The sequence below is a fragment of the Corynebacterium belfantii genome (assembly GCF_041898185.1).
Classification (GTDB): Bacteria; Actinomycetota; Actinomycetes; order Mycobacteriales; family Mycobacteriaceae; genus Corynebacterium; species Corynebacterium belfantii.
Genome location: NZ_CP157823.1, coordinates 2,361,049 through 2,387,871, shown reverse-complemented (window position 1 = coordinate 2,387,871; position 26,823 = coordinate 2,361,049). Strand labels below are relative to the sequence as shown.

General features: G+C 55.9%; 26 protein-coding genes and 3 pseudogenes. 10 read left to right on the top strand and 19 right to left on the bottom strand.

Going from position 1 to position 26,823, the window contains the following annotated elements; translation table 11 throughout:
• Window positions 1-16: 16 nt before the first annotated feature.
• Window positions 17-808 (bottom strand): nucleotidyl transferase AbiEii/AbiGii toxin family protein, encoded by a 792-nt coding sequence (locus ABMV07_RS11925; RefSeq protein WP_374064633.1) that lies wholly within the window; start codon window positions 806-808, stop codon window positions 17-19.
• Between the two features lie 43 nt (window positions 809-851).
• Window positions 852-1,907, bottom strand: coding sequence for a type IV toxin-antitoxin system AbiEi family antitoxin domain-containing protein (locus ABMV07_RS11920; RefSeq protein ID WP_196981693.1), 1,056 nt, complete (start codon window positions 1,905-1,907; stop codon window positions 852-854).
• A gap of 544 nt (window positions 1,908-2,451) precedes the next feature.
• Here ABMV07_RS11920 and ABMV07_RS11915 point away from each other — a divergent pair.
• A complete protein-coding gene (locus tag ABMV07_RS11915; protein ID WP_197694986.1) occupies window positions 2,452-3,576 on the top strand; it encodes an FUSC family protein in 1,125 nt (374 codons plus the stop codon).
• Between the two features lie 89 nt (window positions 3,577-3,665).
• Here ABMV07_RS11915 and ABMV07_RS11910 read toward each other — a convergent pair.
• Window positions 3,666-4,681, bottom strand: a pseudogene (locus tag ABMV07_RS11910) (hypothetical protein).
• A gap of 112 nt (window positions 4,682-4,793) precedes the next feature.
• Between ABMV07_RS11910 and ABMV07_RS11905 the strand changes: the two are divergent.
• Window positions 4,794-5,921 (top strand): aromatic acid exporter family protein, encoded by a 1,128-nt coding sequence (locus ABMV07_RS11905; RefSeq protein ID WP_374064632.1) that lies wholly within the window; start codon window positions 4,794-4,796, stop codon window positions 5,919-5,921.
• On the opposite strand, the gene ABMV07_RS11900 is transcribed toward ABMV07_RS11905, so the two are convergent.
• From ABMV07_RS11900 to ABMV07_RS11860, 9 genes and pseudogenes are all read right to left on the bottom strand, one after another.
• Window positions 5,918-6,754 (bottom strand): hypothetical protein, encoded by an 837-nt coding sequence (locus ABMV07_RS11900; protein WP_197692077.1) that lies wholly within the window; start codon window positions 6,752-6,754, stop codon window positions 5,918-5,920. The genes ABMV07_RS11905 and ABMV07_RS11900 overlap by 4 nt on opposite strands.
• Before the next feature lie 25 nt (window positions 6,755-6,779).
• A complete protein-coding gene (locus tag ABMV07_RS11895; RefSeq protein WP_327786538.1) occupies window positions 6,780-7,163 on the bottom strand; it encodes a PaaI family thioesterase in 384 nt (127 codons plus the stop codon).
• A gap of 34 nt (window positions 7,164-7,197) precedes the next feature.
• Entirely contained in the window at window positions 7,198-7,512 is a 315-nt protein-coding gene (locus tag ABMV07_RS11890; protein ID WP_197692078.1) for a hypothetical protein, read from the bottom strand.
• A gap of 2 nt (window positions 7,513-7,514) precedes the next feature.
• Window positions 7,515-7,760 (bottom strand): hypothetical protein, encoded by a 246-nt coding sequence (locus ABMV07_RS11885; RefSeq protein WP_234914319.1) that lies wholly within the window; start codon window positions 7,758-7,760, stop codon window positions 7,515-7,517.
• A gap of 161 nt (window positions 7,761-7,921) precedes the next feature.
• On the bottom strand, window positions 7,922-8,131 hold the full coding sequence (locus tag ABMV07_RS11880; protein ID WP_234914318.1) for an AMP-binding protein: 210 nt from the start codon (window positions 8,129-8,131) through the stop codon (window positions 7,922-7,924).
• Window positions 8,132-8,416: 285 nt separating this feature from the next.
• Window positions 8,417-8,932, bottom strand: a pseudogene (locus tag ABMV07_RS11875) (SDR family NAD(P)-dependent oxidoreductase).
• Window positions 8,933-8,945: 13 nt separating this feature from the next.
• A pseudogene (locus ABMV07_RS11870) lies at window positions 8,946-9,346 on the bottom strand (aromatic-ring-hydroxylating dioxygenase subunit beta); the annotation flags it as partial.
• A 31-nt stretch (window positions 9,347-9,377) separates the two neighbouring features.
• Window positions 9,378-9,707: an oxidoreductase C-terminal domain-containing protein gene (locus ABMV07_RS11865; RefSeq protein ID WP_234913993.1), complete on the bottom strand. Its 330-nt coding sequence runs from the start codon at window positions 9,705-9,707 to the stop codon at window positions 9,378-9,380.
• 64 nt (window positions 9,708-9,771) lie between these two features.
• The gene (locus ABMV07_RS11860; RefSeq protein ID WP_312876034.1) at window positions 9,772-10,341 is read right to left on the bottom strand and encodes an FAD-dependent oxidoreductase; all 570 of its coding nucleotides are present in this window, start codon (window positions 10,339-10,341) and stop codon (window positions 9,772-9,774) included.
• A gap of 359 nt (window positions 10,342-10,700) precedes the next feature.
• On the opposite strand from ABMV07_RS11860, the gene ABMV07_RS11855 reads away from it, so the two are divergent.
• The 3 genes from ABMV07_RS11855 (at window position 10,701) to ABMV07_RS11845 (ending at window position 13,802) form a co-directional block, all read left to right on the top strand.
• A complete protein-coding gene (locus ABMV07_RS11855) occupies window positions 10,701-11,990 on the top strand; it encodes an adenylosuccinate synthase (protein WP_374064631.1) in 1,290 nt (429 codons plus the stop codon).
• Between the two features lie 213 nt (window positions 11,991-12,203).
• On the top strand, window positions 12,204-12,371 hold the full coding sequence (locus ABMV07_RS11850) for a hypothetical protein (RefSeq protein ID WP_003853379.1): 168 nt from the start codon (window positions 12,204-12,206) through the stop codon (window positions 12,369-12,371).
• Window positions 12,372-13,802, top strand: a complete 1,431-nt coding sequence (locus ABMV07_RS11845; RefSeq protein ID WP_088267826.1) for a disulfide bond formation protein B — start codon at window positions 12,372-12,374, stop codon at window positions 13,800-13,802.
• Here the strand turns inward: ABMV07_RS11845 and ABMV07_RS11840 are convergent.
• Both ABMV07_RS11840 and ABMV07_RS11835 read right to left on the bottom strand, forming a co-directional pair.
• Window positions 13,799-14,686, bottom strand: a complete 888-nt coding sequence (locus tag ABMV07_RS11840) for a DUF559 domain-containing protein (RefSeq protein WP_196981233.1) — start codon at window positions 14,684-14,686, stop codon at window positions 13,799-13,801. The two genes, ABMV07_RS11845 and ABMV07_RS11840, sit on opposite strands and share 4 nt — an antisense overlap.
• Window positions 14,687-14,712: 26 nt before the next feature.
• Window positions 14,713-15,213: a phosphoribosyltransferase gene (locus ABMV07_RS11835; RefSeq protein ID WP_003853372.1), complete on the bottom strand. Its 501-nt coding sequence runs from the start codon at window positions 15,211-15,213 to the stop codon at window positions 14,713-14,715.
• Window positions 15,214-15,244: 31 nt separating this feature from the next.
• Here ABMV07_RS11835 and ABMV07_RS11830 point away from each other — a divergent pair, with 31 nt between their 5' ends.
• The gene (locus ABMV07_RS11830) at window positions 15,245-16,141 is read left to right on the top strand and encodes an ATP-grasp domain-containing protein (protein ID WP_088267828.1); all 897 of its coding nucleotides are present in this window, start codon (window positions 15,245-15,247) and stop codon (window positions 16,139-16,141) included.
• Here ABMV07_RS11830 and ABMV07_RS11825 read toward each other — a convergent pair.
• Window positions 16,138-16,554, bottom strand: a complete 417-nt coding sequence (locus tag ABMV07_RS11825; protein WP_088267829.1) for a GNAT family N-acetyltransferase — start codon at window positions 16,552-16,554, stop codon at window positions 16,138-16,140. The genes ABMV07_RS11830 and ABMV07_RS11825 overlap by 4 nt on opposite strands.
• 6 nt (window positions 16,555-16,560) lie before the next feature.
• Entirely contained in the window at window positions 16,561-17,919 is a 1,359-nt protein-coding gene (locus tag ABMV07_RS11820) for an FAD-dependent oxidoreductase (protein ID WP_088267830.1), read from the bottom strand.
• A gap of 261 nt (window positions 17,920-18,180) precedes the next feature.
• Here ABMV07_RS11820 and pta point away from each other — a divergent pair, with 261 nt between their 5' ends.
• Window positions 18,181-19,548 carry a phosphate acetyltransferase gene (gene pta, locus ABMV07_RS11815; protein ID WP_374065028.1) on the top strand — a complete coding sequence of 456 codons (1,368 nt, stop codon included), beginning with the start codon at window positions 18,181-18,183 and terminating at the stop codon, window positions 19,546-19,548.
• Complete coding sequence (locus ABMV07_RS11810; protein WP_088267831.1) at window positions 19,549-20,748, top strand: acetate kinase; 1,200 nt, start codon at window positions 19,549-19,551, stop codon at window positions 20,746-20,748. It abuts the gene before it with no gap.
• A 20-nt stretch (window positions 20,749-20,768) separates the two neighbouring features.
• Here ABMV07_RS11810 and ABMV07_RS11805 read toward each other — a convergent pair whose 3' ends face one another.
• Genes ABMV07_RS11805 through ABMV07_RS11795 form a run of 3 tightly spaced genes read right to left on the bottom strand, consistent with a single transcriptional unit; the run spans window position 20,769 to window position 25,128 of the window.
• Entirely contained in the window at window positions 20,769-22,931 is a 2,163-nt protein-coding gene (locus tag ABMV07_RS11805) for a serine/threonine protein kinase (RefSeq protein ID WP_196977766.1), read from the bottom strand.
• Entirely contained in the window at window positions 22,928-23,875 is a 948-nt protein-coding gene (locus ABMV07_RS11800) for a transporter substrate-binding domain-containing protein (protein ID WP_374064630.1), read from the bottom strand. The genes ABMV07_RS11805 and ABMV07_RS11800 overlap by 4 nt, the downstream gene beginning before the upstream one ends.
• Window positions 23,872-25,128 carry a phenol hydroxylase gene (locus ABMV07_RS11795; protein WP_374064629.1) on the bottom strand — a complete coding sequence of 419 codons (1,257 nt, stop codon included), beginning with the start codon at window positions 25,126-25,128 and terminating at the stop codon, window positions 23,872-23,874. Before ABMV07_RS11795 ends, ABMV07_RS11800 begins: the two co-directional genes overlap by 4 nt.
• Before the next feature lie 34 nt (window positions 25,129-25,162).
• Between ABMV07_RS11795 and ABMV07_RS11790 the strand changes: the two genes are divergently transcribed.
• Both ABMV07_RS11790 and ABMV07_RS11785 read left to right on the top strand, forming a co-directional pair.
• On the top strand, window positions 25,163-26,059 hold the full coding sequence (locus tag ABMV07_RS11790) for an ABC transporter ATP-binding protein (RefSeq protein ID WP_374064628.1): 897 nt from the start codon (window positions 25,163-25,165) through the stop codon (window positions 26,057-26,059).
• On the top strand, window positions 26,043-26,780 hold the full coding sequence (locus tag ABMV07_RS11785; protein WP_197692081.1) for a multidrug ABC transporter permease: 738 nt from the start codon (window positions 26,043-26,045) through the stop codon (window positions 26,778-26,780). The genes ABMV07_RS11790 and ABMV07_RS11785 overlap by 17 nt, the downstream gene beginning before the upstream one ends.
• The last annotated feature ends 43 nt before the right edge of the window (window positions 26,781-26,823 follow it).

Genomic DNA, 26,823 nt, shown 5'->3' with positions numbered 1-26,823 from the left:
GTTTAGTTTTGTAGCACTATTCCCACAGTAGTGCTGTGTAATTCCATGCTCGGTCAGATTCTTTAAATTCTCTGTTCAGGATAGGGTTAATGAGTAATCCAGCTACTCGTAGTGCTTCGTCTAGTCCCGTTAGTCCCCACTGTTCATCTCCAAAATTCCTCGCTTTGATGGGGTATTGGTCTTTCCAGCTTTCATCCGGAATAGTGAGATGGTTTGGCAGAGACATATTGCGCACTCGGCATTGCGTATCCAGTGCAGCACGAAGGTCAAAAGCACTCACGGTTAACTCCCTAGCCATCAGTGCTACATCGTAGAGGTCGTGGTAACGAGTAGATGCTCTACCAGGTGGAGTATTTCCGTGACGCTCATACATGGCGCAGATTTTGTCTGCAATCTGGCTAGCCACAGGATACGAATACACTTTGAACCTTTGCGGTAGAAATTCCGTATGCACCTTATAGCTTGTTGCTACAGTCACAGGTTCTACAGTGCCAGTTACTTCAAGGTCACCGCTTACGTCTACCCCGAAGGAAACAAGTCGACTGTTTATGCCATAGATGACTGTTACATCGATGCGTTCACTATCTACCGTGCCTACACCTCCAGATTGTCGAGGGTGTATGACGTGAAAAATATAAGGGCCTATTTTGTAACCGTTCATTGCTGACACGAGAGATTCGGCAGCTCCTGTTGATGAGGTGGGGTCATCTCGTCGGTAGAGATCCAGATCTTTAGTCTGTCTAGACCCAGGGATGCGGCAGTAGATATTGGTTCCCCCTTTGAGTACCCATCCGTTCTGCTGTCTCATTAGCTCATGTAGAAAGACTTCCCGGAAGAATTGGTTGTACACGTCATTGGGGTTCTTGTTGAGTGTTTTCGCTTCCTTCTTCAAAGCGTTGGCGATTTGGCCGTGCGTCTTTTTTAACTTCGGAATTTGATTCATTAGTCTCGGTACTTTCTCGCTGTTTTTCAGGAGGTGACACTTGCGTATGCGGAAGGCTTGTCGAAAGAACGGACGAGAGTGTTTCGGGGGGATAGATTTCAGGCCACATATTTTTTGAAATGTTTGGAAGACTGGCTGTTTTCTTCATCGTCTCTGCCAGCTCAGAAAACACAGTCATTTCTGGTACCGGCATGGCATTTTTCCAGGAAAGACTTTGTGTGAGTGGTTTTACTATCGCTTCTAGTTGCTCCTGGAGCGGGCGCATTGCTTCTTCTATCAATAGGCGAGTTTGCCGGGCAGTCTTAGTGTCAATGAAGCATTCGTCAACTAGTTCTTTAAGCCCGGATCTGTCTCCTTGATCGAGCCCGAAAGAATCTTCATGGCCAGAAAAAGAGTCGAGCAATTCCTGCTCGGTCAGTAAGTATTTCCTCCCTGCATCGGCGACCAAATGGAGCAAGTGGTCTGGCTCATGTCCAGATTGTGCTAGATCCAAGATGGTACGGGGCACAGTGGTTATAGGAAGGCCCGATGCAGGGTGAACAACCCAGTCTGAATCGGCGAGATCGGCGCGGTGAAACTGAACGTCTGTCTGCCTGCTTCGTCTACGGCGATTGACCGTAAAGTGGATACCGTCGGGCCAGAGATCCCCTATCTCCCATACTTCAGCGGCCGTAGTGTGAGAAACTACAGCGTCAGCAACTAATGAAGGATCGCTAATGCGCTCAGCTGCCATGAGATTCGGCTGTAGGGAAAGCCACTGGGCTTTGAGCTCTAATTCAGTCGACAATACAGTCGTCGTACTCGCATAGACCCCGTGTCGAACGCGGGTAAAAACGCCGCGTTTTTCCAATCGGCGTAGAGACGGAAGATCGACACCACTATCTTTTGCCTGCGCCGAGGTAAACAGTCCCCACTGCTGGGATGCGAGATCGCTGAGTATCTCTGTCGCCTCGTAACTCTTCATGACTCAAAAAATACTACAGGAATACTTTTTGCGCCATGAATCATATTTTTAATGGATCGAAAAATACTTCCTGGAGAAACGGTACCCGCAAAAGCTGATTATCATTTCCATGAATCTCCAGCAGCGCTCACGCAGACAAGCGGCTTTAACACTTGAACTTCAACGGTTCCCTAGGGATGAGGGGGTGTTCCTATATAGGTTGTCAACTCCGTGGGTGAAATTGTTGGGGGTGTGAAGGGTTTCTGCTTCACGTCGACGGTGTTGTTTTCGTGCATGCTGAAGAGCCGATTGTGCTTCCTGCGCAATCGGCTTCGGGGTTTGGAGTGGTTAGGCTGCTGCGGCAGGATGATTGGAGGGTACCTTATATGTTTCACGGGTTTAGGGATCCCTTGGAAAACAATCTTGAGGGCAAAATCACAATGGCGGTCTGAATGGGGTTGTGCTGCGTCGATAGGCGTCGATTAGCGGTGGGGAAAGGGCTTGGCTATTGGGGGCGGGGTCTAAAATCACTGCCATGGCTTTGACATGGAAACAGGTAGCGACGATGAATCGCTTTAAGCAGGGTGTTGTGCGCCTGCGAGCTAATTGGATGTATGTGATTCAGGCAGGTTTGGCGGCGGGGCTGTCTTATTATGTGGCGTTGCATCTGTTTCATCATGCGGAGCCGTTCTTTGCGCCGATGGCTACGGTGATTGTGTTGAGCACTACGGGTGGCGAGCGTTTCCGTCGTGCGTTTGAGCTGGTGTTGGGCGTGAGTATCGGCGTTGGGCTTGGCGACGTCCTCATCGCCTTCGTTGGTTCTGGTGTGTGGCAGATCGCTGTGGCGGTGTCGTTGTCGATTATGTTGGGCACGATCGCAGATAAGGGCGTGTTGGTTGCTAATCAGGCGTCGTTTGCTGCGGTGTTGATTGCGACTATCTTGCCGCCTGGTACTTCGGGTGGCGCGGACCGCATGATTGACGCCTTGGTGGGCGGTCTTGTTGGTATTGCTGTGATTGCTTTGTTGCCGGAGTCGCCGTTGCGTTCGGGGCGCCGCGAGATCGCCAATATTTTGGGGGTGGCCGCCCAGGTGCAGCGTCAGGTTGCTGAGGCGCTTCGTAATAACGACACTGATGGCATTGTGGATGCGCTGGTGCGTGCCCGCGGTACCCAAGGCCAGATTAACCAGATGATTGCTGCGGCGAACATGGGTAAGGAGACGATTCAGGCGTCGCCACTGTTGTGGGCGCAGCGTCAGCGTATCCGCTCGATGATGCGGATCCTGAACCCCGTGGATAATGCGATGCGTAATACCCGTGTGTTGGCACGTCGTGCGTTGGTGTTGTGTGAAGACAACGATGAGGTGTCGGGTCGCCAGATTCAGATTATTGAGCAGCTTGCTGAAGTCTCTGAGGATCTAAGCAACCTTTACTTTGGTAACTCTGAACTGTCGGAAAACGCTGAGATCCCACGGTTGGTCAATAACTTGAAGATGATCGGCTCCCGAACCGGCCTTGAGGTCAGTGAAGGCAAGGTGCTCTCCGCGCAGGTGGTGCTGGCGCAGTCGCGTTCGCTGGTGGTGGATCTGTTGCAGATCTGTGGCCAGTCGCGTCGGTCCGCTGTGGAGATTTTGTCGCCAACGTCTATGCATCCTGCTTCTGTCAAAGAGATTTGGAATGACGACTTGTAAAGCCTGTTGTGCACAATAGGTGTACATAGTAAAGCGCATCGCGTGGAGGAGAAGAAATCTCCACGCGATGCGCTTTTTAATGCGTTAGATCAGCGGCGGAATGCTCCGAGGAACTCCTGTAGCCAGCTCGATGGCAGGCCGTGGAAGAACTCGCGGAAAGCATTTTCCTCATCTTCGGTCATACCTTCGGCACAGTCGATGACTACCTCGTACTCCTCAACAACTTCCTTGGTTGCACGGGTGTTCTCAAGGTCGCGCTCCAGCTCTTGCTTCTTTTCTGGATCAGCTTCGCGGGAAACCTGGCCTTCGAGTTCTGCTTCGCGGTCGCGAACTGCCTTGGCACGCATGATGTCGGCAGCGGACGCTGGGGTGGTCACTGGCGAGTTGCGCAGCTTCTGCACATCAAAGTCGTAGAACGGCAGGGAGCGGGATAGATCGATAGGGGAGTTAATCTCCTGATCGGCGATCTTGCGGAACACGGTGGTGGTGAAGTCTCCGACGTCGGAGCCGAGCAGCTGGCCGACGTAGCCCTTGCCCTCGATCCATGCTGGTCCGCTGGAGTCGCCGTGCTCGGAGCCATTATCAGCGGTGATGACCACTGGGCCGTTGATGTTGGTGATAGGGGTGCAGGCAACGAGGTCGGTGCGGCCACCGTAGTTGCACAGGTTATCGCCGACGGCTGGGTCGCGGGCGATGGTGTTTTGTGAGAAGTAGTTTTGGCCCAAGACGGTTGGGTCGTCGATCTCAACGTATGCGACGTCCGAAGCGCGGCTGTTAACCGACCACTCGGTGCCCTGGATGTTGTGTAACCGCTCCCACTCGGAGGGATAGACGTGGTGGAGGATCCCGATGGGGTTCTGGAAGTTGTGCATAACCGCTGCGCCGTTCTCACCGCAGTGAGCGTCGGTCCATACGCGGTTGTTTTCGGTGTCAACGAATCCTACGGTGCACACGCCGAGCATGTTGCCGTCGGCACGCACAAGCAGGGAGTCGCCTCAACATCAACGCCGGGGATGTGGGTAGGCTCTGGTGTGCGCTGGGCGTGAGCAGGTAGAGCGAATGCCACGGAGCTAGCGGCAACAATGGCAATGAGGGATTTTCTCATGTTAGGTTCCTAACCTCGATTGATGGTCCAACAATCACTAAGGTAGGTGGCTTACACGGGTAGATGTTCTTTTTCCCTTAATGGGCGCTAGTGAGTTTTTTAGGAATTGCTGATGTTATGGATGTGTAAAGGCTATCAACGGGTGCAGCACGGCTTGCTGTCCATTGCGCAGATGTCGGTGGCGGCTGGACTGGCGTACTTTGTCGCACTTGATTTTCTACACCATACAAAACCTTTTTTTGCACCCATGGCTGCGATCATCATGTTAGGTCTGAACTCGGGAAATAGGCTAAAAAAGGCCGTAGAACTGTCGATAGGATGCTCGCTGGGCGTGGGCTTGGGCGACTTCCTGATTTACGGAATTGGCACCGGCTACTGGCAGATGGCCCTAGCGGTGTTTATTTCACTGTTCCTTGCCACTTTTCTATCTTCTAGTCAGCTTCTTATTAATCAAGTCGCAATTGGATCGATACTCATTTCCACTATCATGCCACCGGGATCTGCAGCGGCCACCGATCGCATGATCGATGCCTTCATCGGATGTGGTTTTGGCATCCTAATTATGGCGTTGCTCCCGCATTCCCCACTGGCCGAAGGCCGCCGTGAAGTGGCAAAAGTCTTAACTATGGCCAGTGGCGCCCTCACCCAGGTCAGTACCGCCATGCGCACCGGCGACGTGGACGGAATCCGCGAGGCTTTACGTCAAGCACGAGGCTCCCAAGCGGCGATCAACGCGATGATCGCCGCAGCAAAATCCGGCCAAGAAGAGGTCGCTGTCTCGCCGTTCCTGTGGAGTTCCAAAGCTCGAGTTAGGTCTTTTGTGAGGATCTTGCACCCCGTTGACAACGCAATGCGCAACACGAGGGTGCTCGCGCGCCGGGCACAGGTCCTTATCGAGGACGGCGATGAAGTATCTGAGGCGCAAATTCAGCTTATCGACGACCTCGTCTCCGTCACTTCGGCCGTCGCCGCCATCTATGATCGCCGCGGTGCTGCCTCCGAAGCTGCGGAAATCCCAGAACTCGTGCGCACCCTGCAAACCATGGCGGCGCGCGCTGGGTTGAGCGTTGCCGAAGGCAAAGTGCTGTCCGCGCAAGTGGTGCTGGCCCAAACCCGTTCGATCATCGTGGATCTGTTGCAGGTGTGTGGCATGTCGCGTGCCTCCGCGGTGGCAAGCCTAGCGCTGACCTCGGAATCGCCGGCTTATCCTTCCGAAATCCGTGACGATCCCAACCACTAAGGTCGCACGCACTGCAGATCCCGCAGGTGGCGATACACCGTCACACGATCCACGGGGCGTTTTCTAGACACACCATCAATGCTTACACGGAAATCAATGCCGCCACCTTGCAGAGCACGACCGTGGAGCTCACGATCGCCGAGCTGGCCGTGGGGCACTGGACGCAACTTGTGCAAGAAACTCAGGCTTTCAGGTGTGTCAACAGCGGTGGTGAGCACGCGGGCACTAACCCCTGGGGCATTCACACCAGATTCTAGCTGGGCACCAAAAACGCCATAACGTGGGGCTTTCTTCTTGCCCTCATGGAAAATAAGGCGAGTATCGTCCACGATCACCTCGCCGGTGAGCTCCCCGCCGTCCCACGCTGTCACCGTGGCAATACCTGCGATCGCAACCCCAGCGTCGTCACGCAAGAGAGGCTTGGGGCGCACCTGGCCTTCCACCGCAAACTGCGCAACGTTATCCGGCAGCCCCCACAGCCGTGCCACTTGGGAGTCGCCGGTAGGTACGTAGGCAACCTCAACCCACATCGTGTCCGCCCGCATTAAACGTGTGATCACTGCCGATAATGCTGCGTCGCTACCAACGACCACCACGCGCAGCGCCTCCGGAACCGGCTGCGGAGCGAACTGCGGCTCGCCCAAATGCGGCACATCCGGCATCGCCGCTATCTCATCCAACGACGGTGTGGGATCCACCGGCAAAATAGCAGCGGCGGCCGCATCCACCGCCTTGAGTTCCTTGCGCGTAGGGATCTCAGACACATCAAGGCGGGTAGCACCAGGAATCACCACGTCTGCGGTGGGTCCACAATGTAAAGCAAGCAACTGCATGAGGATAAAACTACACGCTAGGAGGCTAGGCGTCCTTCTTAGGGCGCGGTACCGAATAAGTGCAGCTCATTTTGGCAATGAGTGTGTCGTCTTTCTGCGAAAAAATCTCGGTGTCTGTCACAATCACCGTGCAACCAGCGCGCGCGATTCGCGACACCGAATACACGTCATCGTCTCGCGTATTTGCCACCACGTTAATGCTGGAGGCCACTGCTAGCGGAAACACACCCTGTGGCACATTGTGCATGGCGAGCCAAGTACCGCTGATGTCTGCCAAACCGAACAGCGATGGTGCCGAAAACATACCTGCAGGCTGGATGATCGCTTCGTGCAGTGGAATTCCTAGGCGGACCTCTTCTGCGGACCCAGAAATTGGATACAGCTTAAGGGGCTGGGCTACGTCCGTCACCCGCGAGTAAAAGTCATTCCATTGATCCTGAAAGTCATGTGAGCTCCAAATCGTGAATATCGCTGGTTTGTGCTGCCACCCAGTTGAGCTCTGCAACCATGAGGGAAACTTCCTCTAACGTGCGCAGTTGTATGTCCAACACGTAGTGCAGCCCTGCGGCTTCGCACTCCGCGATCTGGGCGCCGTTTCCTTGTTCGACTGCCACGATGACGCGTCGGCACTGGTGATGGTCGGCAAATATGCTGGTAATTTCGGTGCGCATGGTGGCAGCATCGCTGTGGTCTACCTCCATGTCGTGACGGCCAGAGGGATAGGTGTGTCGCAATGGGGATCGGGAGATCGGCCGCATGGTTACACCGCCGATCCTGCTCGTTGGGTCAGTTCTTCTTCTACTAGGCGTCGCAACCCGATCTTATCGATCTTGCCTGCGGAATTGCGCAGAATCTCGTCGACAACAACAAGGTGGCGCTCGCAGTGGGCGCAGAGGGCGTCGATAGTAATGGTGGCGCCTGGGCGCGGCTGGACGACAGCCACGATGGTTTCGCCCCCAGCGCTCGTCAGGGAAGCCCACCACGGCGTTTCCAAAGATGTCATCATTTTCTGCGATAACGCGTTCTACCTCGGCGGGGTAGACGTTTTCGCCGCCGGTGATGATGAGGTCTTTAAGGTGGTACACGATATAGAAGTAGCCGTCCTCGTCCTTATATCCCAGATCGCCGGAGTGGAACCAGCCTGCGGTATACGCCTTTTGCGTCACCTCAAGGGTTGTCCCAATAACCTGTGGCCGCGTTGGGGCCGCGCGCCCACAGCTCACCGGTAACGCGCGGCTCTTTAATATCCTTGCCGGTATCAGTGTCAACCAGCTTGACCTGCGTGTAGGGCATAGGGACACCGCAAGATCCCATCTTCTTTTCTGTCATTGCAGGCGGCAGATACGGGGCAAAGGGAGACGTCTCCGTAAACCCCATGCCTGCTGCACCACGACCCCTTTATCCATGTAGCGACGAATCAACGCAGGCGGCACCGGGGCGCCGGCACAAATAACAGCGCGTAACGACGCCAACTTGGCGGTGACAAGAGTGGCATCACCTGGGCGCACGGATTAATACACTGACTTGCTGGATTGTGGTCTACACCTTGGACGATCATAGGTCGTCACCTCCTGAGATTCGGGCGAAGCCGCGCGCAGAAATTCCGTCATCGGAATGGATGATGGTTCTGGTTATTGCCCCAGCGTCGCGGTCGGAAGCCAGCTAATAAGCCAGCTCTAACATGATTCCTCGACAGGCAAACTTACTGGCCGTGTATGAGTCGCCGCCGCCAGCGGCATAAAAAGCCGCGTTGGACAGGGTAAACACCATAGAGCCCTTGGTTTTAATCAGATCTTTCCATGTGGCTTCCGCTGTGAGCAACGCTCCTTTGGCGTTGATGCTTATGACCTCGTCAAACACATCGCCGATCTGTTCGCCAGAACGCCTAGTAATAGACCGAATGTAGTCTCAAATGCCTGCATTGGGGATCACGGTATTGATCTGGCCAAACTTGGCAAGAGTACTATCGACGGCCTCGTGGAATTGCTCGGGAGAGCGGACGTCGGCAGCAACGGGAAGCACACGTTCAGGATCCAAAGATTCAGCGACCGCACGCGATCGATCAAGATCTACATCCACGATGGCAACATTTGCGCCTTCCTCACTGAACCTGCGTGCGAGTGCTGCACCCAAACCAGAGCCGCCACCTGTAATAAAAACTGTTGAACCGGAAACCATGAGAATTCCCTTATTAGAAGAACGTGGAGATGTTCTTAGAGGCCAGCACGTTAATATCCAGAAGAATGCGACGATCGCAGACTTTGAAACCCTGATAGCTGAGGCGAAGCAGAGCAGTACGCGTTCCCACATACGTGTTCTGCTCCCGCTCTAATCTGGTACGCCACACATAGAAGTGCGTGCCTCGATAAACTTGTTGCCCTCAGCGTCGGTGGCATGGTGGGCTCGCAGATTCGTAATCAGGTGGCGAGTACGCGATGGTGGATCCTCAGCCCACGCCATACCGGAGTCGAAGCGGCGGATACGCCACGCAAGGGACTCGCGGGTTTCGTCGTAAAAAGCAAGACCACCTGGCTCAGAGATCGACAACGCCTGTTGCCTGCGCAAACGATTGGTGCGCGTAGGAGTCCAATGTCTTCGCGCCGTAAATAATCAGTCATTTTGGTTACCTCGCCAGCTTCTTTACAGGGGTAGATGGGTCTGCCAACTGGGCTGGATCGACAACAATGCCGCGATCGATAATGCGTCGAGCAGCACGAACCGCCATCGAATCATCAATAGACGCAGCACCACGAAGCGTGCCGTCGTCAGCTACGCGGAACACCACCGCGGGCCTACCCTCTGCATCGGGGCGAACCACCGACGTGTCCAAGTCCGTCATCGAGCCCACGCCTTCTACGTGGTGGCCATAGCAGTCAGTCCAAAACCATGAAGCGGTACGCTGCGGACGGGCGTCACCCACAATGCTGGCCGCTGCGGCATGGGCATCTTGCATCGCGGAATCCCAATGCTTATGCCTGCGATCGAGCGTTCCATCCGGATTCTTATGACGAGCACAATCACCAATCGCCCCAATATCTGGGGTTGTCAGTGCGCTGATCGTGATCTACCAACACGCCGCCGTCACATTCCAGTTCTGCCGAATCGGCCAAAGGACTCGTCAGGAACCAATCCGATGCACAACAGCAAGGAATCCACACAGACGGTGCCAAAACCATCAACAGAAACATGGAATCGATCCCCATGCTTTTCCACGCCATGATCTTCGTGTAGTCCGTGCAGGCGCTCCGCCAGTTCAAAGCCCCCGCTGGGATCAACGAAATAGGAGCAGGCTCGATGAGCACCACATGAGCTCCTAGCGAACGTGCAGAACTCGCCACCTCGACGCCGATAAGAACAGCGCCGATGATGCCCACGGTTGCTCCTTGGGTGAGCGATTCTCGCAACGCAAGCGCATCTTCTGTTGTGCGCAATACAATGATGTCGTCATCATCAAAACCCGGAGTATCGCCGCGCCGAGCATGGCCCCCAGTAGCAAGAATTAGCTTGTCGTAATCAGTCACACCACCATTGCTCAAAATCAGTTTCTTCTGGTCGGCGTCGACACTCGTGACCTCGCCCGTGATCACCGTAATGTTGTTGTCCTTGTACCACTGCCCAGCGGCAAGCGGAGCAGACCGTCGAGTCTGCGGATCACGTCGCTGTGGCTGCTACGGGGGACGTCGTCAAGCAAGACGTTAAAAACAGGAGGTAAAAGACACAGAGTCCGCGCCGGAGAAAACCAAAAATGAATCCTTCTTTGGCATGATCTGGCGACTGACTCGTCAGCTGTTCTCCTTCCTTTTCGGGCTCTAAAACGCGCAGCGCGCTGAGGTGTTGGCCATGTAATGGCATGGCGGCGGGGAAGTGAAGTAGACTTAGGCAACGTCAATGAGCCGTCCGTGCGATTCGGACGGCGTCGAACAATTCGGAAGTGACGTAAAAGAAGATGGCGGCAATCGTTATTGTTGGAGCCCAGTGGGGCGACGAAGGTAAAGGCAAGGCAACCGACATCCTCGGTGGCCAGGTCGATTACGTGGTAAAGCCTAACGGTGGCAATAACGCGGGACATACCGTGGTTGTTGGCGGCGAGAAGTACGAACTCAAACTTCTGCCAGCCGGTGTGCTTTCAGAAAATGCAACTCCAATCCTCGGCAACGGTGTTGTGATCAACCTCGAGGCCCTCTTTGGAGAAATGGACGGCCTGATTGCCCGCGGTTGCGACGCATCCCGCCTGCGCATTTCCGCCAACGCACACCTCGTGGCCCCATACCACCAGATTCTCGACCGCGTACAGGAGCGCTTCCTAGGCAAGCGCGCCATCGGCACCACCGGACGCGGCATCGGCCCAACGTACGCTGACAAAGTCTCGCGCGTTGGTGTCCGTGTGCAAGACGTTTTCGACGAATCCATCCTGCGTCAAAAGATCGAGTCTGCACTTAACGTGAAGAATCAGACCTTGGTCAAGATATACAACCGTAAGGCTATCGTCGCTGAGGAAATGGTGCAGTACTTCCTCGGCTACGTCGAGCGCCTGCGCCCCATGGTTATCGAGGCCGAGCTGGAGCTCAACCGTGGCCTCGACGAGGGCAAGCATGTGCTCATGGAAGGCGGCCAGGCAACCATGCTGGACGTTGACCACGGCACCTACCCATTCGTCACTTCCTCCAACCCAACCGCGGGCGGCGCGTGCGTGGGTTCCGGTATCGGCCCAACCCGTATCACCTCCTCGCTGGGCATCATCAAGGCCTACACCACCCGCGTTGGCGCTGGCCCATTCCCAACAGAGCTATTTGATAAGTGGGGCGAGTTCCTGCAGACCACCGGCGGTGAGGTCGGCGTGAACACCGGCCGTAAGCGTCGTTGTGGCTGGTACGACTCCGTGGTGGCTCGTTATGCTTCCCGCGTCAACAGCTTCACCGACTTGTTCTTGACCAAGCTCGACGTGCTCACCGGCATTGGCGAGATCCCAATCTGCGTTGCTTACGACGTCGACGGCGTGCGTCACGACGAAATGCCGATGACGCAGTCCGACTTCCACCATGCCACCCCAATCTACGAAACCATGCCAGCATGGGACGAGGACATCACCGGCTGCAAGACTTTCGACGATCTGCCAGAGAAGGCACAGGCTTATGTTCGTCGCCTCGAAGAGCTTTCCGGTTGCCGTATCTCTTACATTGGTGTTGGCCCAGGCCGTGACCAGACCATCGTGTGCCACGATGTAATGGAGGCTTAAAGCCCTCAAACGGTTGTTTGTTTTACCCGCTGGTTATCCAGCGGGTTTTTCATTTTAGGGAGAAATAATTTGTCGTTTGTGGGGAAATTGGTCGATAGGTAGTTGAGTTATCACACTTATTAAAATGTTATTTATTTAACAAAACTTAGAATTTTGTGATGTGGTAATTATGCTTAAGAAGTCCCTATTTTCCCCTCTAGGAAAGGCTTCCTCGTGGAGTTTGTTTTCTACAGCTTGTGTGCAGCGAGTCTGTTTTTGGTGCTACTCAAGCCTCATAAAGAAAAGTTGGCATTCGGCCTGCTCGTAGCCTCTTTTGCCATGTCTGTTCTCATGTTCTTTATGGGTTCTGCAACGTCGATTGTTCCGGCGGTGAATCTCTAAATGTTAAATGCCAAAGTTTTCCGTTTTATTCTTGCCGCTGCTGTATTCGTCATCATGGCATTCCCTGTCGGTGTGGCCAACATTTACCTCGGATTCTTCCATGGTGAAGCCCCATGTATTTTGTGCGGTAATGAGCGCTTCGGCATGGTTTTGATTGGCGCTTTGGGTGTCTTTATCCTGCGTTATGGCGCACGTATGCGCTACATTGTCACTTTGCTTTTGGTGGCTTTCTACTACCTTTACACCACGGTGCGCCACTGGGGTGGCCGCGCTAGCGCTGACTTGGGTCAGGGCTTCGGCGACGCTGTGCTCGGTGTACACACCTACACGTGGGGCATTTTGGTCTACTGGGTTGTTATCGGCGTTCTTGCCATTGGTTTGATTTTCATCGGTAAGGATAAAGCGCTCCAGCAGGAGTTCATTTCCTCTGAGGCTGAGGTCAAGGATTTCGGTCCTGCTACTCGTTTTGTTGCCATCGTTGCGATTGCGATTACGTGCACTAACTGTGTGCAATTCCTTTTCGGTAACGGTATTCCACCTTATGCTGGTGCTGGCGACCCTGCTCGTTTCACCTTTAACATTGCGCAGAATGCTAAGTACTGGGACAAGGAGCACCAGTATGAGTCGCTGTCTGATATTCGTTTGCACAAGTTCAATGCGCCAGCCCCTGGTACCTTCGATTTCGATGAGTCGCCTGTAGACGGCAAGAAGTTGGAGCTGGTTTCTTCGAAGCAGATCGGCATTGACGGCAAGTTCGCTGGTATCGCTCATGATGGTGAGCAGTTCGGCTTGGTCACCCAGGATGGCTCCTTGTTCTTCACCAAGGACTTCAAGGAGGCAACGTCGTTTGCTCACCTCGATGTTCCTAATGGCTCGGACATCCACAACACTGTCGACGCCGCCTTCTTCGAGCCTGGTGGCCTTGCAGGTATCGCGCAGAACAAGACCCTCTACGGTGCACTGGTAACCAAGGACGTGGACGACTACATCGCGTGGAAGGACTTCCTTGAGTCCTCCGGCGATGTGATGCCACTGTTCGATTCCAAGGGCCGCCCTGAGTTGCGCACCATCCGCGCCCGCATGCAGTACACCATGAGCGTTGCCTCCGACGCTAAGAGCGACACCTTCATTACCGTGAGCGTTCCTCACGAGCGCGCTGAGCAGATCGTGGTGAGCGAGTTCTCCAAGAAGGACAACAAGTTGGTCCGCGAGGGTGTACTCGAAGGCGACTACTACCCAGTCGGTGCCGACATGCGTGGCGACGTCCTCTACCTACTGTCCAAGCAGCACAACTGCCTCGTTCGCGTGAACATGAAAGACTTCACCGTCAAGGACGCAGCCAACCTCCCTGTAGAAGGCTCCGACCTTGCCATCGTGAAGGATCGCGCATACATCCTCGACGGCGACACCGTCCACGAAGTGAAGCTCTAATTCCACTTCCAACACCCGCGATGCCACATCGCGGACGCATCAAAAGGGTAGCTCCTGCGCGGGGCTACCCTTATTGCTGCTTGCACTTGATCCACAATCACCGCAGTGTGGCGATAAACCGACTGTGCCGCGTAGCGCAGGCAAAGGTAGCCACGCAGGGTGGCGTCGTTAGTCTTCCAGCGATCGCGGGCAAATGCGTGCTGATTCTCGGGTTTATAACGGTGAAACTCAAAGCCGTCGACCTCGATAAGAACACGGTGCCGATCCAACTGAATATCCCAGCGATAATCACCCACCAACACATTCGCGTGGCAATTGATACCCTGCTCCCGCAACGCCGTAATCAGCAACTTCTCCGGTGGACTGTCCACGCCCACCACCGTGCGCCGCAGCAGCTCACGATTACGTTGCGGGACATATTGCCGAGCGTGCTCAGCCGCAAACTTTGCCCCCTGAGCCTTTGCATACGCGCCCTCTAAAGTCTCAATGCCCTGGGCGTCGCTCAGGCCTGTGATCGCTAGTACTGGGTACTCAACGCTGAAGACGCCTGCTGGGCAGCATCGCAGCTGCTTGCGGCGATGAAACGTGACCCACTGCGTGGACTTGAGCTGCCGTTCGGTAGCAACATGGATCGGAAACTGCAGCGTGCCGTTGTAGAGCTGCCACAGGCTTATACCCGTGATTGCTAATCCGTGTTTGGATAGTTCCTGCGCCAACTGTGTCGGCGTAGGAGTGCCGTCCCAGTACATGCGATGAAAAATCTTGGTGTAGTTATTCCCCGTTACCCCCATAAGTGGAAAAACTAGCAGTATTTCACACCAAATCGCGTCTTGTGGGTCGGTTCGACCGGATTTGGTGTGAAGTACCAGCCAACTTGCCCCCATTCAGGGGCAACCGGGCTCTCCAGCCCCTAAGCCTTGGTCACTGGTGGCTCAGCAGACCATGGGAACACGATCCACTCGTCGGTACGCTTCCAGATGTAGTTCGGGGCGACGATGGATCGGCTCTTGGCGTAGATCACTGCGGATCGTACTTCTGCGCCGTGATTTTCGAGTAGTTTGAGCACAAGGTCGAGAGTGCGGCCGGAGTCGGCGACATCGTCGACGACGAGCACTTTTTTGCCTCTGATGGAGTTGGTGTCAAGCAGTGGCTCAAGGAGGACTGGGTCAGGGAGAGTTTCGTTGACGTCGGTGTAGAACTCTACGTTGATGGCGTCGGATAGTTTGATGCCCATGGAGTAGGACAGTGCGCCGGCTGGGACGAGTCCGCCGCGGGCGACGGCGACGATGATGTCTGGGGTGTAGTCGCTGTCTACGATTTGCTGCGCGAGTTCGCGATTAGCAATGCCGAATCCTTCCCAGGTCAGGATTTCCTTTGTTTCAAGATCTGCTGAATCTGCGTGGTAAGCCATAGTCGAACTTTAGCGTATGTAGGCTAAAGAAATGTTTACTCCTGAGCTCATCACAGATAATGCCACTAAAGTCTCTCTGGTTGGCGACCCTGATTTGGTGCGGGAACTGCGGTTTTCTTTTGAACGTTTGGGCATTGTTGTGACTGATGTTGATCCAGATGGTTCGATTTCGGTGGGGGTGCCGCGTTGGTCACGTGCGGCGTTGTTGCAGAAGGCTACGCGGGATTTGGGGCTTCCGGTGCCGCGTTATGCGGTTGCGTCTAATCCGGATGAGTTGGAGGTTGCTGCGGCTCAGTTGGGTTTCCCTTGTGTTGTGAAGGGGGATTCGGTTGAGGTTGTGCGTTCGCCGGAGGATGTGCAGTGGCGTGGTGAGTGTGTGGTGGAGAATTTTGTTGATTTTGATTGCAAGATCAGCATGGTTGCGGTGCGTTCTGTGGATCCTGCGACGGGGGAGTTGGCTACGTGGTATTGCGAGCCGATTAGTGAGGGGATGCAGCCGTTTTCGTTGGGTGCTGCGACGTTGGATAATGCGCGGAGTGTGGCTGCGCGTATTACGAATGCGATTGGTTGCCGGGGGCTGTTCGTTGTGGAGATGTTTGTCAAGGGGGATGACGTGTATTTCTTTGATGTGACGATTGGGCCGTCGTTGTCGGGGTTTGTTACGTGTGCGACGCAGCGGTTTGGGCAGTTTGATTTGCATGCGCGTGCGCTGTTGGGTTTGCCTATCGACGTCACTCTGACGAGTCCTGGTGCGATGTCGCAGGTAGGGGTTGATGAGGTTCCGCGTGCGGGTCTTGCGCGTGCGTTGGCTATGCCGGAGGTCAATGTGGTGGTGGGGCAGACGTTGGCGGTGGCTCTTGCTACGGCTGATACCGCTGAGCAGGCACGGGAGTCGGCTCGCGCAGCGGTATCTGAGCTGAAGGGTTAGCGTTTCATGGGCGTGTGCGGGATTGATTCGTCGAGGAATTCCGCGCCGCAGGGGCTAAATCCGTAGCGGGCGTAGTAGCCCACGAGTGGGGATTGTGCTTCGAGGTAGTTTCCGCCGAGTTCGATGGCTCGGGTGAGTATCTCGTGTGCAATCCCCGTTTTTCGTGCTGTAGGGATCACGACGAATCGACCGATGTGGGTGCCGTGGTCACCTGAAAACACACGGGCACAGCCAAGAAGGTCACCGTTGTCGTTCCACGCGAGGATGTGCTGCGTGGTGTTGAGGGCATCGGTGGTGTCGATTTCTGCGTAGGGGCACTGCTGCTCGTGGACGAAGATGTCGACGCGCAGTTTGTAGAGTGCATGGACCTCCAGAGCATGGAGGTCGCGCAGTGGGGATACCGTGATCTGCACGGTGGGTTAGTCCTTCTTGGCGGCGTGGTGGAGCATGTCGTTCCATTCGACGATTTTTTTGCGTTCGCGTCCTTCTGCTTGCCCGAGTTCACGTTCTGCTGCATCAAGGGCGTGCCATCCATCCCAGGTGGTTACGGGGATGCCACGTTGTTTCAACATGTCGAGGATGGCATCAGGGTCGCGGTTTTCCGCCGGGGTAAGTTGTCCTGTTTCCCAGTCGTTGATGAGCATTTCGGTGGTTTCTTTAGCGTCGGATTTGGTGTTGCCGATAAGGCCTACGGGTCCGCGTTTGATCCATCCGGTGGTGTAGAGCCCTGGGATGATGGTGCCGTCTTGTGTGGTGACGTGTCCGCCGTCGTTGGGGATAACGTGGCCGGTGGTGTCGAAGGGGACGTCGTTGATGGGTTCGGATCGGTAGCCAACAGCGCGGTAGACGGCTTGGATGGGCCAGTCGGTGTATTTTCCGGTGCCGCGTACTGCTCCGTTGCCGTCGTATTCGGTGCGTTCGGTGCGTAGTGCGGTGACGTGTCCGTTGGTGCCTAGGATTTCTACGGGGGATTCGAAGAGGTGGATGTGGAGTTTGTGGGGTGCTCCTGTAGGTTCGCGCATGGCGTAGTTTTCGAGTGTTTGGCACACGAGGTCTTGGGATTTGGATTGGCGTCGTGTGGTGATGGAGGTGTCGTCGTAGTCGATGTCTTCGGGGTCGACGATGACGTCGATGGTGGGGGAGTGGTCGAGTTCTTTGAGTTCGAGGGGGCTGAATTTGACTTGTGCTGGTCCGCGTCGGCCGAAGACGTGGATGGTGGTTGCTTGGTTGTTTTTGAGGGTGTGGTAGACGTTGTCGGGGATTTCGGTGGTGTGGAGTTCGTCGGCGGTTTTCGCGAGGATGCGGGCAACATCGAGGCCGACGTTTCCGACGCCGATGACGGCGACGTCGGTGGCGGTGAGGTCCCAGGTGCGTTGGAAGTCGGGGTTGCCGTCGTAGAAGCCGACGAATTCTGCTGCGCCGTGGGAGCCTGTAAGTTCTGCTCCTGGGATGGTGAGGTTGCGGTCTGCTGTGGCGCCGGTGGCAAAGATGATGGCGTCGTAGTGGTGGCGTAGGTCGTTGATGGTGAGGTCTGTGCCGATGGTGATGTTGCCGAGGAGGCGGATGTTGGGGTTGTTGAGGATGTTGTGTAGGGAGGCGATGATGCCTTTGATGCGTGGGTGGTCGGGGGCTACGCCGTAGCGGATGAGTCCGAAGGGGGCGGGCATGCGTTCGTAGAGGTCGATGGTGGTGGTGGGGTTGTTTTTGGTGAGGAGGTCGGAGGCGTAGATGCCTGCGGGGCCGGAGCCGATGACGGCGACGCGCAAAGATCCAGTCATAAATGTCACATTCCTAGTGATAGAGGTCAGGTGTAAATGCTCTGAATTTAACCCGTTCACATGGGTTAATTGAGTTTCGGCGTTCTAGTTTACGCGCAAGGGGAAGCCTTTACTAACTACTTTCCGGTTCACTAAAACGGGGGCAAAAGGGGTAGAATTCTGGCGATCACATAAACGATGTGTTGTGGCGCAAGTCTCACTATGGGCATGTAGGTGCAGCGCATTATTTTTGCAACTGAAAGGATCCACGTGACTGACCACATGCAGCCATCGTTCCTGCTTACCCGTGCTGGACGAAACTTCAACGGCTTTGATGTTGATGGTTTCGCTGATCATCTTGGCCTCCCAGTCCGTCAGCTGGTTGATTCGACACCAGATCTTGCCGCTATCCTCGCTGCCCACCCTGCCACTACCCCGAGCTTGTTCATTGGTTCCGGAAACGTGAACTTTGATGCTAAGGCTGCATCTGCCTTGGGCGTGCCGCTTCTTCTGCTTATCGACGCCCCTGGTATGCACATTGATCTTGCTAAGCAGGAGTGCGAGGAACTTGGTGCGGTTGTCGCAAGTGTCTTTACTGCCGATGAGGCCGTTTCTGCTGAGGGCATTGCTCGCATTAAGGCTTCTGCTGTTAAGGCTCCTGTTGTGATGAGCGCACCGGTGTTTGAGTCGTGGCTGCTGGAGCCGGCGAAAGCGAAGAATGCGCACATCGTGTTGCCAGAAGGTGACGATGATCGCATTTTGGAGGCTGCTCATCAGCTGCTTGCTCAGGAGATTTGTGAGCTGACTATTTTGGGTGATCCTGAGGCTATCACTGCGCGTGCGCAGGAGCTGGGCTTAAACCTTTCGGCTGCTCATCTGCAAAACCCTGAGACTGATCCCAATGCGGAGAAGTTCGCGGAAGATTTCGCTGAGCTGCGTAAATCTAAGGGGATGACGCTGGAACAGGCTCGGGAGACGATGAAGGATATCTCCTACTACGCCACCATGATGATTCATGAGGGGCTTGCCGACGGCATGGTGTCGGGTGCAGCACACACCACTGCGCACACCATTAAGCCAAGTTTCCAGATCATTAAGACTAAGCCAGGTACGTCGGTTGTGTCTTCTATCTTCTTAATGGTCATGCGTGGCCGTCTGTGGGCTTTCGGCGACTGTGCTGTAAATCCTAACCCGACTGCAGATCAGCTCGGTGAGATCGCTGCTGTGTCGGCAAAGACGGCTGAGCAGTTCGGTATCGATCCACGCGTTGCTATCTTGTCCTACTCCACGGGTACTTCTGGCTCTGGCCCAGACGTGGATCGTGCTGTTGCTGCGACCAAGAAGGCTCAGGAGCTTGCTCCGGAGTACAAGATTGATGGCCCATTGCAGTTCGATGCTGCGTGCGATCCTACTGTTGCTGCTAAGAAGGCCCCAGAATCTGAGGTTGCAGGCCAAGCAAACGTCTTTATTTTCCCTGATCTTGAGGCCGGTAACATCGGCTACAAGACTGCACAGCGCACCGGCCACGCACTTGCTGTTGGCCCGATCCTGCAGGGCTTGAACAAGCCTGTGAACGACCTTTCTCGCGGCGCAACCGTTGCCGACATTGTGAACACCGTGGCCATTACTGCAATTCAAGGAGGCAAATAAATGGCGCTTGTCCTCGTCCTTAATTCTGGTTCTTCATCCATCAAGTTCCAGCTGGTAGATCCTACCGCCCACGCCACTGACGATCCGTTTGCCTCTGGTTTGGTGGAACAGATAGGTGAGCCACAGGGTCGAGTGACTCTGAAGCATGCTGGTGAGAAGTTCGTCGTCGAGGCCCCGATCCCTGATCACTCCGCTGGTTTGGCGTTGGCTTTTGACCTGATGGGTGAGCACAAGTGCGGTCCTACGGATGTGGAGATCATTGCTGTGGGTCACCGCGTTGTTCATGGTGGTATTTTGTTCTCCCAGCCGCAGGTGATTACGGATGAGATCATGGATATGGTTCGCGATCTGATCCCGCTGGCTCCGCTGCACAACCCAGCCAACATTGATGGCATTGAGGTTGCTCGCAAGATTTTGCCGGATGTGGCACACGTCGCAGTCTTTGATACTGGTTTCTTCCACGATATGCCACCAGCGGCAGCAATCTACGCTATCGACGCCAAGACTGCTGTGGATCATGGTGTGCGTCGTTATGGCTTCCACGGCACCAGCCACGAGTATGTGTCTCACAAGGTAGCTGAGCTGATGGATCTTCCTGAAGGTGCGATCAACCAGATCACCTTGCACTTGGGCAATGGTGCTTCGTGTGCTGCTATCCGTGGCGGTAAGGCCATTGATACCTCGATGGGCATGACCCCATTGTCTGGTCTTGTGATGGGTACGCGTTCTGGTGATATTGACCCAGGTATTGTGTTCCATCTTCACCGTCAGGCGGGCATGAGCATTGATGAGATCGATGAGCTGCTGAACAAGAAGTCCGGTGTGAAGGGTATCTCGGGTGTTAATGACTTCCGTGAGCTGCGCACCATGATTGACGACGGCGACCAGGACGCGTGGTTGGCGTACAACATTTACATTCACCAGCTGCGTCGCTACATCGGTTCCTACATGATCGCCCTTGGTCGCGTGAACGCTATTACCTTTACCGCAGGTGTTGGCGAGAACGACGTGGACGTGCGTGCCGACGCTCTCTCGCACCTCGAAGGCTTTGGCATCAAGATCGACCCAGAGCGCAACGCGTTGCCAAATACTGGTCCACGCGAGATTTCGACGGACGATTCTGCGATTAAGGTCTTTGTGGTTCCTACCAACGAGGAGCTTGCTATCGCACGCTATGCCAAGGCACTCGCCGGCGAATAAGCCGGTAAGGGCGTTAGGCCTTAGAACCAGGTCATGGGGCGGACCTGGTTAGCTACGTCGACAAGCGCGTAGCGATGCGAGCTGGGGGCGCTGCGGGCGAGTTGCCGGAGTGCGGCAGACAGCCCGCAGCGCAGACCCCGCTGTGTAAAGGGGTACTCAAAGATCGGGTCGTTGGTAGCATCGCCGCCGGTGCGTAACCACTGCAAAGCGGCGTTCATAATCGCGATCTGGATCTGCAAAAAGCGCGGCTCATTGGTGGGGATCGCCTCAAGGCGACGCGCTGCCCGACGAATGCGGGCTTCACTCAAATCACCTAGCAAATGCAAGATTGCGGTGAGCTCTGCCATGCGACGGTGCGTGGAGTTTTGGGGCACACGGTCGAGGGTCGCTACGGCCAAATCAATCTGGTTTTCCGCAGCCAACTGGCGTGCCAGCCCAAAGGCCGAAGACACCGTGGTGGGGTTGGTGCGCCACACAAGGGCATAGAGGTAGATCGCCTTAAAGCGCAGTGTGGCGGGATCACTGGTAAGCTCGCGCCAGATGTTGCTCATGCCTTCGCCTTTGATGTCTGCGGCGGCGACTGTTACTTCTGGAGCGAGCAGCGCTGTGGAGTCAAGGCCCTTTTCTTGCAACAACATTTCGCAGACGGCGGCTCGGGCAAGTTTGGGTGCCGACTCTCCAGGCAGGATGTTGTATACCTCGTTGAAGTGCTGTTGGGCGGTGAGGTAGTCGTCGAGAAGCAATGAGGTGACACCGGAATACCATTGGTGCCGCCACTCGTTGCCTAGGCGGGGGACAAGCTCTTCGAGCCAGGAGGCGGCCTCTTCGGTAAAGCCGAGGTCGAGCAGTGCGCGCACGATTCCCAGCGGGATTTCCACCGAGCCGCTGAATTTTTCCTGCGTCATGGCCTCGCGCATGGTTTGTAAGGCCTCGGAGGGCTCGGTGTAGGAGGAGCCCGAAATCAGGATCGCTCCTGGGTCTTGGCGGTCGAGCAGCGGCACGGGGAGGGCGGCGTTGACCTCCTCGGAGGTGATGCGGACGTTGCGCTCGATGCCGTCGATAAGCTGATCCGTGCGAAACACCATGTGTTTGGTGCCAAAGGTGGAACGCTGCGGTGAGTACAAAGAGTGTTGTGCGGGGAACTGCTGGCTTTTATGCACGGCCAAATATTCACGCAGTACCCCGTAAAGCTGGGTTTCTAGCTCCCGCACGCTGCTAAAACGCTTCGCGGGATCGCTGCGCGTGCAGCGGCGCACCAGCCGGTAGAAGGAAAGATTCTGAGCAAACAGGGGTTCCTCGTCGGCGGTGGGTAGGTCTTTTTTCCCGCCGGCACCGTCGTTGAGGTCGATGGTGAGGTCGGCAAGCGTGCGGCCAATGGTGTAAATGTCGCTGGCTATCGACGGCCCATCGTTGGCCACCTCTGGCGCCTGGTAGCCCTTGGTGCCATAGATGTACCCAAACGCACCGATACCGGATACTGCACCAAGGTCGATGAGCTTGACTTGGTCCTCGGAGATAATGATGTTGTCTGGTTTGAGGTCGTTGTACACCACGCCACGAGAATGCAGGTAGTCCAGCGCCGGCAGGACTTCGAGGATGTAGCCGATGGCAAGGTCGATAGTCATAGGTCCGCGCAGCGCTGGGCCTTCGACGTATTCCATCACGATGAGGTCGTCGATAAAGTTGTAGGACTTCACAATCCCCGGGTGGGTGATGTCTGCTAGGAATTCCTTCTCGGCTACTGCGGCCCCATAGTCTTGGGGTTTCGCTTTGTCGCGCAGGCCTTTGAGCACCACCATGCGGCCGGAAACATTGCGGTCGTGGGCGAGGTAGATCCACCCCATGCCGCCGTGGGCGATTACACCTGCGACTTCGTACTGGCCAGCTAGAACATCACTTGGTTTGAGGGCTGGTTCGTCGCCAACGCTTGCGATGTATTCTTCGGATTTGAGTACTTCACCGACGGGGCGCACGGGGATAAACGGCAGGGTAACCATGCCGTTGGCCACGGTGCGCGAGGTGCGGTTGGCGCCGCGACGGGATCGGAATGTTGAGATTGCTTCTTCGCGGGAGCGCTGCCCTACGTCCATACGGAGTTGGTCAAGATCGCTGAGCAGCTCGTCCATGTCATCGTCGGTATCATCTGCAAAGGGGTCGAAGGGGACTGCCTCAGTCTCGTTCATCGTTCCTCCCGATAGCGCAAAGCCGGATGGTCTTGTGGTGCAAGGTAGGCACCGAACCAGTGATTGTAGGTGCGCGTCCACGTGCCGTCGCGGAAAATCCGTTCAAAGGTGGAGTTTACTTGGCGAATCATCGGGGCGGTGTCGCGTCCCGTGCGTGGTTTGGCAAAAGCTACTGCATATTGTTCGGTAGCAATGGGGTCACCTACAATGCGCGTAAAGGGATCTTGGGCGATCATGCCGGAAAGAATCGCATCGTCAGAGATCACTGCGTCGGCGTGGTTTTGTTGGAGCGCAAGCAGGCAATCCGCGGAGTTGCGCACGGCGAGCATGGTGGCATTGGGTGCAATGATACCTAGGCGTTTGGAACCGGTGGACAGGTTGGTCACGCAGACTGTTCCTTTAAGATCCTCCGCACCGTGGATGTCGGAGTCTTTTTGAGTAAGAATGCGAGTTTCGCCAGAGAAATACGGGGTGGAAAAGAACACTTGGTCTTGGCGTTCGCGGGTGACCGAGATGGAGCGCAGCACCATATCCACTTGTCCGTCTTCGAGGGCTTTGACCCATGAGGTGGAGTCTACGTAGCGGAAGTCAATTTTGGGTTCGCCAAATATGTCGCGTGCAACTTCGCGGGCGAGGTCAATCTCGAAGCCTTTGAGTTCGCCGTCGGTGTCGCGGAAGCTCAAGAGGTTTTGAGATTGGTCGATACCCACGATCAGGTAGCCGCGCTGGCGCACTTGGGGTACGTCGTCGCCGTTGGGGCGTAGGGATCCCAGTAGGTTGTCTGTTTGGATTGTGCCGCTGGCAGGAGGCCCTACGGTGGCGCCGGCGGGGAGTGGCAGCGGTGGGATGTTTGCCAGTTCGACTGGCGGGACTGATTGTGCACAACTGCTCAGGCACAGCGCCGCAGTAGCTGCGGTGGCGGTCAAAAGTGCACGGTGTTTCACAGATACTCCTGAAGTCGGGGCCGGATTCCCAGCCAAAGGGCTAGTACGGCGGCGATGGTCAGGCCGATAACTACGTTGACTTGTGCGGTATCCACGCCGCGGATCTCGGCGCGCAGTCGTACTCGGGTGGAGTCGATAAGCGAGTCGAGTGCTGCGTCGAGGTTAGTGAAGGCACTAGGGCTTTCTACGGTTAGCTGTAGTGCGTCCTCGTAGCGGCCGGAGTTAAGAAAGTTGGTCAGTTTTTCGTGGCTGGCACGCCATGTGTTCATGGCATTGCGGGCAGCGGCAACCTCGGCGGGGTCAAGGCCCGGCTTGCTCAGTGCTTTGTCCACTCGTTTTAACGTGGTGCTAAAGGTGTGGTTGGAGTTTTCTAGCGATTGTCGCCACACCAGGGCGAGGGTTTCGTCGGTACGCGCCCGCTGGGCGTGGATACGTGCTTCGGTGAGGAGCTCTAGCGGCTCGGCTGCTTGTTCGTAGGCCACGGAGCCTGCGCGGTAATTGAGCCAGTTGGTGGTGCCCACCCACGTGGTGGATACCAGCATGAGGACGGTGGCCAGCAAAAACCAGGCGTTGAATCGTCGGCGGGTCACGTGTGCGAGCCAAATTTGCCCAACAACAAGGAGCACCAAAGCAACGACGATCCCGATGAGTGGGATTTGGGGGCGGGCGAGGTTGCGTTGTGCTGTGGAGACTTGCTCGGCTGCGCTGAGATAGATCTGGGAGGCGGCGGGCAGGATACTTTCTTGCATGAGAGTGCTGGCCTCAGACATGTAGGCCACGCCCACGGGATGGCCTTGGCGGTTGTTGGCCCGCGCGGTTTCTACCAGCCCTGTGTACACGGGGAGTTGAGTGGCGATGTTGGCGATATCGCCGTCGGTTTGGGTGACCAAGAGGGCGGCTTTTTGGATGTATTCCACGTAGTTATCGTTGGTGCCGCGCACAAAGCTTGCCGACGCCTCTGTGTCCGCCAACGACAGCGAAGAGTAGAGGTCCTGTGCAATGTTGGCAACTGGCTCGGTGTGCCCAATGAGGGTGTTCAAGTCTGCGTGGCGTTGTGCGGAGCTTTGTGCCATGGATAACCCTGCAGAAAGCAGCACGACGGACAGCACGACCACGAGGGTGGTCATCTTGCCGGGTGTGGTGGCCAGAAACCGCAGCAGTTTCTTCGACCACATGATGGGGTAGGTAACCGAGTCGTGCCAGAAGGCGCTCAGGCGTGACCGACTCTGCACGTCAAGCCATTGGTCGTTCATTGTGTTTAACCTACACTGTGGCACTATAGAACGCATGATTGAAGTACGCGGGTTAACCAAAGAGTATGGGAAGGTGCGCGCGGTTGATGACCTGACGTTTGACGTCTCGCCGGGTATCGTCACGGGGTTCCTTGGTCCCAACGGTGCCGGCAAGTCCACAACCATGCGCATGATCCTCGGATTAGACACACCGACCTCGGGCACAGCCACGATCGGTGGGGTGAATTATCGCAACCTGAAAAAGCCATTAATCCACGTCGGAGCGCTTCTCGACGCCAAAGCTGTGCACCCCAACCGCAGTGCACGCAACCACCTCCTGTGGCTCGCCCAATCCAATGACATACCTGCCTCGCGTGTCGACGAAGTCCTCGCCCTTGTTGGCCTTACCTCAGTGGCCAAGAAGAAGGCCGGTGGCTTCTCCCTCGGCATGGGCCAGCGACTCGGCCTTGCCGCAGCCCTTTTGGGGGACCCCCAAGTCATTATTCTTGACGAGCCCGTCAACGGACTCGACCCCGAAGGCATCCGCTGGGTTCGCGACTTCTTACGCCGCCTAGCAGCAGAAGGCCGCACCATCTTGGTCAGCTCCCACCTGCTCGCAGAAATGGCCCAAACCGCAGACCATCTCGTGGTCATCGGCCGCGGCAAACTCGTTGCCTCCTGCTCCACAGCGGAATTCATCCAGGCGCACTCACGCAACACCACCTTGGTAAAACCTGCCGCACCACAACTAGCAGCAGCCTTAAACGCCGAGGGCTTTCAAGTAACAGAAAACAACGGTGCGCTGGAGGTCAACGCTTCTCCGGAACGCGTCGGCAAGCTGGCCTTCGAAGCAGGCGTAGCCCTGCAACTTCTCACTCAACAACAGGCATCCCTAGAAGATGCATTCATGGAAATGACCAGCGGGGCGGTGCAATATGGCAGTAAGGACTGAGTGGACAAAACTCATCACCACGAAAGCATTTTGGTGGACAACCGCATTGTTCATCATCTTCGGCGTCGGATTCTCCGCGCTCTTCCACTACAACGTGGCCCCAGGACCACTAGGTATTCCCGTTATCTACGCGGCCTCTGCCGTCATGGGAATCCAAGGGCTGAGCTTCCTCGTGCTCTGCGTCCAAGCGATCATGCTCGTAACCAGCGAATACCGCCACAACTACCAAACAGTTACTTTCCTAGCTACCCCGAACCGCACAGTAGTAGCAGTAGCCAAGTGGATGTTCGCCGTCTTCGGTGCGCTCCTGACATGGGGCACCGTGGTGCTGAGCTACTACGTGGCTAAATGGATGGGCGGCAGCGTAGCTAGCAAAACCCTCAACGTCTGGCACGACGACAACGCCCTGCGACTCATGTGGATCTACCCCTTGGTTGCCGTCCTGCTGGTCACCATGGCCCAAGGTATTGCCTACATAGTCCGCCAGACCGCAGGTGCTACCACCATCATGTTGCTGTGGATCCTCGCACTGGAAAGCCTGCTGGCTTTGCTCCCCAAGGTTGGCGACGCCATGAAATACGGGCCGATCACCAACATGAATGCCTTCCTCACCCAATCCGACACCGTGTGGAGCTGGCAAGAAAGCGGCGTGTACTTCGCAGTATGGGCCATCGCCATCTGGGTGATCGGCGTGTTCATCCTAAATAAGCGCGACGCTTAGGCAGGGTTTCTCCTAGTACCCGCACAGCGAAAATCGGTCCGGC

Coding starts and splice junctions, on each gene's coding strand:
- ABMV07_RS11900 (WP_197692077.1), bottom strand. CDS start 6,754: ATGCAGTTGCTTGCTTTACATTGTGGACCCACCGCAGACGTGGTGATT.
- ABMV07_RS11890 (WP_197692078.1), bottom strand. CDS start 7,512: ATGCGGCCGATCTCCCGATCCCCATTGCGACACACCTATCCCTCTGGC.
- ABMV07_RS11805 (WP_196977766.1), bottom strand. CDS start 22,931: ATGAACGAGACTGAGGCAGTCCCCTTCGACCCCTTTGCAGATGATACC.
- ABMV07_RS11820 (WP_088267830.1), bottom strand. CDS start 17,919: ATGACTGGATCTTTGCGCGTCGCCGTCATCGGCTCCGGCCCCGCAGGC.
- ABMV07_RS11790 (WP_374064628.1), top strand. CDS start 25,163: ATGATTGAAGTACGCGGGTTAACCAAAGAGTATGGGAAGGTGCGCGCG.
- ABMV07_RS11840 (WP_196981233.1), bottom strand. CDS start 14,686: ATGGGGGCAAGTTGGCTGGTACTTCACACCAAATCCGGTCGAACCGAC.
- ABMV07_RS11845 (WP_088267826.1), top strand. CDS start 12,372: ATGTTAAATGCCAAAGTTTTCCGTTTTATTCTTGCCGCTGCTGTATTC.
- ABMV07_RS11905 (WP_374064632.1), top strand. CDS start 4,794: ATGTTATGGATGTGTAAAGGCTATCAACGGGTGCAGCACGGCTTGCTG.
- ABMV07_RS11885 (WP_234914319.1), bottom strand. CDS start 7,760: ATGATGACATCTTTGGAAACGCCGTGGTGGGCTTCCCTGACGAGCGCT.
- ABMV07_RS11915 (WP_197694986.1), top strand. CDS start 2,452: ATGAATCGCTTTAAGCAGGGTGTTGTGCGCCTGCGAGCTAATTGGATG.
- ABMV07_RS11880 (WP_234914318.1), bottom strand. CDS start 8,131: ATGGGGTTTACGGAGACGTCTCCCTTTGCCCCGTATCTGCCGCCTGCA.
- ABMV07_RS11855 (WP_374064631.1), top strand. CDS start 10,701: ATGGCGGCAATCGTTATTGTTGGAGCCCAGTGGGGCGACGAAGGTAAA.
- ABMV07_RS11795 (WP_374064629.1), bottom strand. CDS start 25,128: ATGAACGACCAATGGCTTGACGTGCAGAGTCGGTCACGCCTGAGCGCC.
- ABMV07_RS11920 (WP_196981693.1), bottom strand. CDS start 1,907: ATGAAGAGTTACGAGGCGACAGAGATACTCAGCGATCTCGCATCCCAG.
- ABMV07_RS11830 (WP_088267828.1), top strand. CDS start 15,245: ATGTTTACTCCTGAGCTCATCACAGATAATGCCACTAAAGTCTCTCTG.
- ABMV07_RS11925 (WP_374064633.1), bottom strand. CDS start 808: ATGAGACAGCAGAACGGATGGGTACTCAAAGGGGGAACCAATATCTAC.
- ABMV07_RS11785 (WP_197692081.1), top strand. CDS start 26,043: ATGGCAGTAAGGACTGAGTGGACAAAACTCATCACCACGAAAGCATTT.
- pta (WP_374065028.1), top strand. CDS start 18,181: ATGCAGCCATCGTTCCTGCTTACCCGTGCTGGACGAAACTTCAACGGC.
- ABMV07_RS11835 (WP_003853372.1), bottom strand. CDS start 15,213: ATGGCTTACCACGCAGATTCAGCAGATCTTGAAACAAAGGAAATCCTG.
- ABMV07_RS11810 (WP_088267831.1), top strand. CDS start 19,549: ATGGCGCTTGTCCTCGTCCTTAATTCTGGTTCTTCATCCATCAAGTTC.
- ABMV07_RS11865 (WP_234913993.1), bottom strand. CDS start 9,707: ATGCAAGATGCCCATGCCGCAGCGGCCAGCATTGTGGGTGACGCCCGT.